The sequence below is a fragment of the Proteus myxofaciens ATCC 19692 genome, assembly GCF_001654855.1.
In the GTDB taxonomy this organism is placed as follows: Bacteria; Pseudomonadota; Gammaproteobacteria; order Enterobacterales; family Enterobacteriaceae; genus Proteus; species Proteus myxofaciens.
Map to the genome: position 1 here is coordinate 76,889 of NZ_LXEN01000097.1, position 6,526 is coordinate 83,414.

Consider the following 6,526-nt stretch of genomic DNA (forward strand, 5'->3'; position numbering starts at 1 on the left):
TTAAGCGAGTTTTCTGATGTTCACATCAACTTTTTCAGGGGTTGGATAATAAGTTTCGTTACGCAATGCTTTCTGTTTTAAGCTTTCAGGAACTTGATACATAGCTCCTAAAGAGGCGTATTGTTCTGCATTTTTAACAAATTGCGCTAAACCAATGGTATCGAGATAACGGAAAACGCCACCACGGAAAGGAGGGCAACCTAAACCATAAACAAGCGCGATATCGGCTTCAGCAGGAGAGGCGATAATGCCTTCATCTAAACAACGAACAACCTCATTAATCATTGGGATCATCATGCGAGAGATAATGGTTTCTTGGCTAAATTCTTCAGTCTTACCAACATATTGCTGGATTTCATTTTTTATCTGATTATCAATAGACTTTTGTTTTTTACCTCGTTTATCTAGAGCATAGCTATAGAATCCAATATTATTTTTTTGACCATATCGTTGTTGTTGATATAACAGTGCGATAACGTCTCTTTCAATGCTACCCATTCTGTCAGGGAAACCCTCAGCCATTACAGCTTGCGCGTGATTGGCGGTATCAATACCTACGACATCTAATAAATATGCAGGGCCCATAGGCCAGCCGAATATTTTTTCCATAACTTTATCGACAGCAATAAAGTCAGCGCCATCTCTTAATAGTAGTGAAAAACCAGCGAAGTAAGGGAAAAGAACACGGTTAACAAAAAAACCAGGACAATCATTCACGATAATCGGTGTTTTACCCATTTTACTGGCATAGCTAACAATACGATTTATTGTTTCTTCACTTGTTTTTTCACCCTTAATTATTTCAACTAAAGGCATACGATGAACTGGATTGAAGAAATGCATACCACAGAAATTTTCAGGGCGTTTTAGAGAGCGAGCTAATAATGAAATAGGTATTGTTGATGTATTTGAAGCAAGCACAGTATTATCAGCGACAAGAGATTCGGTTTCAGCTAATACACTCGCTTTTACTTTTGGGTTCTCAACAACGGCTTCAACTATGACTTCAGCATCAGCAACATTTGCATAATTCAGTGTAGGGTGAATTGAGGCGAGTGTTTTTGCCATATCAACGGCACTCATCCTACCTCTTTCTTGACGTTTGTGTAGAAGACTTAACGCTTCATTCATACCTAATTCGAGTGAGTTAGCGTTAATATCTTTCATAATAACAGGAATGCCTTTTAATGCGGATTGATAGGCTATTCCACCACCCATAATGCCCGCACCTAGCACCGCAGCTTGTTTAGGGAGTTCTGCATGGCGTTTCTTTGTGATGTTTTTGACATATTGATCATTTAAAAAGATACCAACTAATGCTTTAGCAACAGACGTTTTGGTTAGTTTGACAAAACTTTCTGTTTCAAGAGATAAAGCTTCATCTCTTGTGAGGAACGTGGCTTTTTCTATCGTATTAACTGCTGTGATAGGGGCTGGATAATGAGGACCTGCAACTTTCATTACCATACCTTTTGCGACATTAAATGACATTTTATGTTCAAGCTCTGTAAGTCTTATTGGTTCTTTTTTAGGTTGTCTTGCTTTTTGCCAATCTAACTTGTTATCAATAGCTTGCTCAAGAAGGGAAATAGCACTTTCTTTTAGCTGTTCTAAAGGAACAATGGCTTGTATTAAGCCATTTTTTAGAGCCGCTGGTGCATCAATATCTTTACCTGCTGTAATAATTTCAAGTGCATTATCGACACCAATAAGGCGAGGAAGACGAACTGAACCTCCAAAACCAGGCATAATGCCAAGTTTAGTTTCAGGTAAGCCAATGCGTAAATCTGGTGAGGCAATACGAAAATCAGTCGCCAGTACACATTCACAACCACCACCCAGCGCATAACCATTAATGGCTGAAACAGTAGGTACAGGTAAATCTTCTAATCGGCTGAAAATTTGGTTCGCGAATTGCAACCATTTAATTAGCTCTTCAGTCGGTGAATCAAAGAGGGATAAGAATTCTGTGATATCAGCACCGACAATAAATGCTGATTTTTCTGAGCGTAAGATGAGACCTTTTAAACCAGATGCTGTTTCTAATACAGTCAAAGCTTCGTTTAACATAGCCACAGTTTTGGTATCTAATTTATTAATAGAACCATTGGCATTAAAAACGAGCTCAGCAATACCTTGTTTTACCCAATCGACCTGAATATTTTCGCTTTGATAGAGCATTTGTATTCTCCCTAAATGTGTAAACTGGTATGACCAGATTGTAATAGTGTGAATACAATGTTAATAAAATGCAAATAGTAGATTAATAAAATGCAAGGATGATCACAGCAAAATTATTTAAATTATTGAAATTGATGGCATTATGATTATTAGAAAAAGAAACATGATAAAACGGCAATAATCTGTTTTAGTTATGGCGTTAGCCAGTGAAATAGCTGACGTGGTAAGCTGAATCATTAACAATAAAGAATACAAGGTGATTAGTAATGGAAAAATTGCTCTCTCTGTACCAAGAACATATTAAAACGCTACAAAATCGTACTCGTGATGCCTTATCCAGACACCATCTTGACACCCTTTTAATACATTCAGGAGAGCCTATTCGTGTTTTCCTTGATGATAGTGATTATCCTTTTAAAGTGAATGCACATTTTAAAGCGTGGGTGCCAGTAACGGATGTACCTCACTGCTGGTTGTTAGTTGATGGCGTAAACAAACCTAAACTTTGGTTCTATTCACCCGTTGATTATTGGCACAGTGTTGAAGAACTACCAAGTAGTTATTGGACTCATGAAATTGAACTAATTCATCTTAAAAATGTTGATGATATTCAAAAAGAATTAGCACCTTACATCAATAAAAATACTGCCTATATTGGACCTAATACAGAACGCGCAGGATCGCTTGGGATCAATATCGATAATATCAATAATCAATCACTTATTAACTATTATCATTATTATCGTGCTTATAAATCTGATTATGAAATGGCATGTATGCGTGATGCTCAAAAAATGGCCGTAAATGGACATATTGCTGCACGTGAAGCATTTCAGGCAGGATTAAGTGAGTTTGATATTAATATGGCCTATTTAATGGCCACCGGGCATCGTGATACGGATGTGCCTTACAATAATATCGTTGCATTAAATGAACATGCATCTGTGTTACATTACACCAAATTAGACCATCAATCCCCAGAAGAAACTCGCAGTTTTCTTATTGATGCAGGCGCTGAATATAATGGCTATGCTGCGGATATCACACGTACCTATTGTGCAAAAGAAAATCATGAATTTGCTGCTTTAGTAAAAGATATGAATGAAGCACAGCAGGCATTGATTGCAACAATGAAAGCAGGTGTACGATATAGTGAGTATCATGTGCAAATGCATCAACGTATTGCTAACTTGCTAAAAAAATACGAATTAATAAAAGGAATTAGCGAAGAAGAAATGGTAAGTGAAGGGTTAACAACACCATTCTTACCTCATGGTTTGGGTCATGCTTTGGGTCTACAAGTTCATGATGCTGGTGGTTTTATGCAAGATGATAAAGGAACACACTTAGCAGCACCTGCTATGTATCCATTCTTGCGTTGTACTCGTGTTGTTGAGCCTAGAATGGTATTAACTATTGAGCCTGGGTTCTATTTTATCGATTCATTGTTAGAACCTTGGAAAAAAGGAAAATACAATGAACATTTCAATTGGCAAATGATTGAACATTTCAAACCTTTCGGTGGTATTCGTATTGAGGATAATATTATTATCCATGATAACAAAATCGAAAATATGACAAGAGATTTACACTTAGCCTGATGAATGCTTATTTGATCCCAGCTGAAATAGTTGAATTTAGCGAAGAAATTAAAAAAAGTCGCTTTATTACTTTTATCGCTCACACTGAAGGTATAGATGCTGCTAAAGCGTATATTCAGTCAATAAAAGAGCAATTTCCTGATGCTCGTCATCACTGCTGGGCATTTGTTGCTGGAAGACCTGATGATTCACAACAATTAGGTTTTTCTGATGATGGAGAGCCAACAGGGACGGCAGGGAAACCCATTCTTGCACCACTTTTAGGAAGCGGAATGGGTGAGGTGACAGCTGTCGTTGTTCGCTATTTTGGTGGGATCAAATTAGGAACAGGAGGATTAGTGCGTGCTTATGGCAGTGGAGTGCAACAAGCATTAAGGCTTTTGCAAACTAAAACCAAGGTGCCACAATCGTTTTTTCGTGTCGAATGTGAATATTCGTTAGTTTCTTTACTTGAACAAGTTGTTGAACAGTATGAGGGCAAAATATTATCGAGCGAATATACCGATAAGGTTGCCTTTATGCTGTCATTACCTACACTTTCTTGTCACGATGTTGAAATTAAGCTACGGGATATCAGCCGTGGTAATGTGCAATTAAAATCTATTGATAAAAATGAATAATTTTTGTTACCAAGGAAATCGCTAAATGCATTTTCGTTCAATAACACGCATTGTCGGGCTGCTTGTCATTTTATTCTCTGTCACAATGATAATTCCGGGTATTGTTGCATTGATATACCGTGATGGCGCAGGGCGTGCATTTAGCCAGACATTTATTGTTGCTTTAATTATTGGTTTAATGTTGTGGATACCTAATCGCAATAATAAAAGTGACCTTAAGCCTAAAGAAGGCTTCCTTATTGTTGTCCTATTTTGGACTGTATTAGGAAGCGTTGGTGCACTTCCCTTTATCTTTTCAGAACAACCCCATCTTTCTGTTACTGATGCATTTTTTGAATCTTTTTCTGGATTAACAACGACAGGGGCAACAACACTTGTCGGTCTTGATTCACTTCCAAAAGCCATTTTATTTTATCGGCAGATGCTGCAATGGCTAGGTGGTATGGGGATTATCGTATTAGCGGTGGCTATTCTTCCTCTATTAGGTGTTGGTGGTATGCAGTTATATCGAGCCGAAATGCCGGGTCCATTAAAAGATAATAAAATGAGGCCACGAATAGCTGAAACAGCAAAAGCACTTTGGTTGATTTATGTATTGCTGACAATTATCTGTGCTTTAGCATTATGGATTGCTGGTATGGATGTGTTTGATGCTATTTCTCATAGCTTTTCAACAATCGCTATTGGTGGCTTTTCTACTCATGATGCCAGTATTGGATATTTTAATAGCCCAACAATCAACGTTATTATTGCGGTATTTCTTCTAATCTCAGGGTGTAATTTTGGTTTGCACTTTGCAGTATTAACAGGAAGAAGCTTGAGTACCTATTGGCGTGATCCTGAATTTCGTATGTTTATCTCAATCCAGTTAGGGCTAGTTGCTATTTGTGGAATAATTTTATGGTCTTACTCTGTTTATGATTCAGGGTGGACAACACTTAATCAGGCTTTTTTCCAAGTCGTTTCTATGGCAACAACCGCAGGTTTTGCAACAGACAGTTTTGCTAAGTGGCCCACATTCTTACCTCTTTTACTTTTATGTTCTGCATTTATTGGGGGATGTGCGGGTTCTACGGGAGGGGGATTAAAAGTTATCCGTATTTTGCTTTTATTTCTACAAGGTTCTCGAGAACTTAAGCGTCTTGTCCATCCTAATGCTGTTTATACTATCAAACTTGGACATAGGGCATTACCTGAACGAATTATTGAAGCGGTATGGGGATTTTTCTCTGCTTATGCATTGGTATTTATCATCAGCCTAATGTTATTAATTGCAACTGGAGTTGATGAATTCTCTGCATTCTCTGCTATTGCTACTACATTAAATAATTTGGGTCCTGGATTAGGAATTGTTGCAGATAATTTTACAACGATGAATCCAACGGCAAAATGGATACTGGTTGTGACCATGCTATTTGGTCGATTAGAGGTTTTCACATTATTGGTTTTATTCACCCCAACATTCTGGCGTGATTAATCAAGTTTAAGGAGTGATGTATGAGCGCGCTTTTGTTGTATTGTAGTACTGATGGGCAAACTAAAAAAATCATAACGCAAATTGCTAATGAATTAAGACAACATGGTTATGAATGTGATGTAAGAGATTTAACATCAGTCCAACAAAGCTTGAACTTAGATACATATAAGAAGGTATTAATAGGTGCTTCTATTCGATATGGGCATTTTAATAAAGCACTTGATAAGTTTATTACCCGCCATTTAGTTCAACTAAATAATATGCCAACGGCATTCTTTGGTGTGAATCTTACAGCAAGAAAAGAAGAAAAAAGTACACCAGAGACTAATAGCTATATTCGTAAGTTTTTAGATAAGACGCCATGGAAACCTGTATTAACTAGCGTCTTTGCTGGGGCATTGTTATATCCTCGCTATAAATGGATAGACAGAGTCATGATTCAGCTAATAATGAAAATGACTGATGGTGAAACTGATCCAACAAAAGAAATTGAATACACCGATTGGAATAAAGTCAGTGAGTTTGCCAATAAATTCACGCAAATTGAGTGATTTTTAAACGCTTCAGTTCTAATTTTCAACAGATTGTTTTAGTTTTAATCGTACGAACTTTTTTTTCAAAAAAACACTTGCGCTAATCTAAGAACC

At 37.3% G+C, this 6,526-nt stretch carries 5 protein-coding genes; 4 read left to right on the forward strand and 1 reads right to left on the reverse strand.

Features of this window, described 5'->3' with window-relative positions:
• Complete coding sequence (gene fadB / locus M983_RS10425; RefSeq protein WP_066750104.1) at positions 1–2,181, reverse strand: fatty acid oxidation complex subunit alpha FadB; 2,181 nt, start codon at positions 2,179–2,181, stop codon at positions 1–3.
• Between the two features lie 266 nt (positions 2,182–2,447).
• Here fadB and pepQ point away from each other — a divergent pair, with 266 nt between their 5' ends.
• The 4 genes from pepQ to hemG are packed head-to-tail and all read left to right on the forward strand — an operon-like array spanning position 2,448 to position 6,430.
• On the forward strand, positions 2,448–3,782 hold the full coding sequence (gene pepQ / locus M983_RS10430; RefSeq protein WP_066750106.1) for a Xaa-Pro dipeptidase: 1,335 nt from the start codon (positions 2,448–2,450) through the stop codon (positions 3,780–3,782).
• Positions 3,782–4,402 (forward strand): IMPACT family protein, encoded by a 621-nt coding sequence (locus M983_RS10435; RefSeq protein ID WP_066750107.1) that lies wholly within the window; start codon positions 3,782–3,784, stop codon positions 4,400–4,402. Before pepQ ends, M983_RS10435 begins: the two co-directional genes overlap by 1 nt.
• Positions 4,403–4,427: 25 nt before the next feature.
• Entirely contained in the window at positions 4,428–5,879 is a 1,452-nt protein-coding gene (gene trkH, locus M983_RS10440; protein WP_066750109.1) for a Trk system potassium transporter TrkH, read from the forward strand.
• Between the two features lie 20 nt (positions 5,880–5,899).
• Positions 5,900–6,430, forward strand: coding sequence for a menaquinone-dependent protoporphyrinogen IX dehydrogenase (hemG, locus tag M983_RS10445; RefSeq protein ID WP_066750111.1), 531 nt, complete (start codon positions 5,900–5,902; stop codon positions 6,428–6,430).
• Positions 6,431–6,526 lie beyond the last annotated feature (96 nt).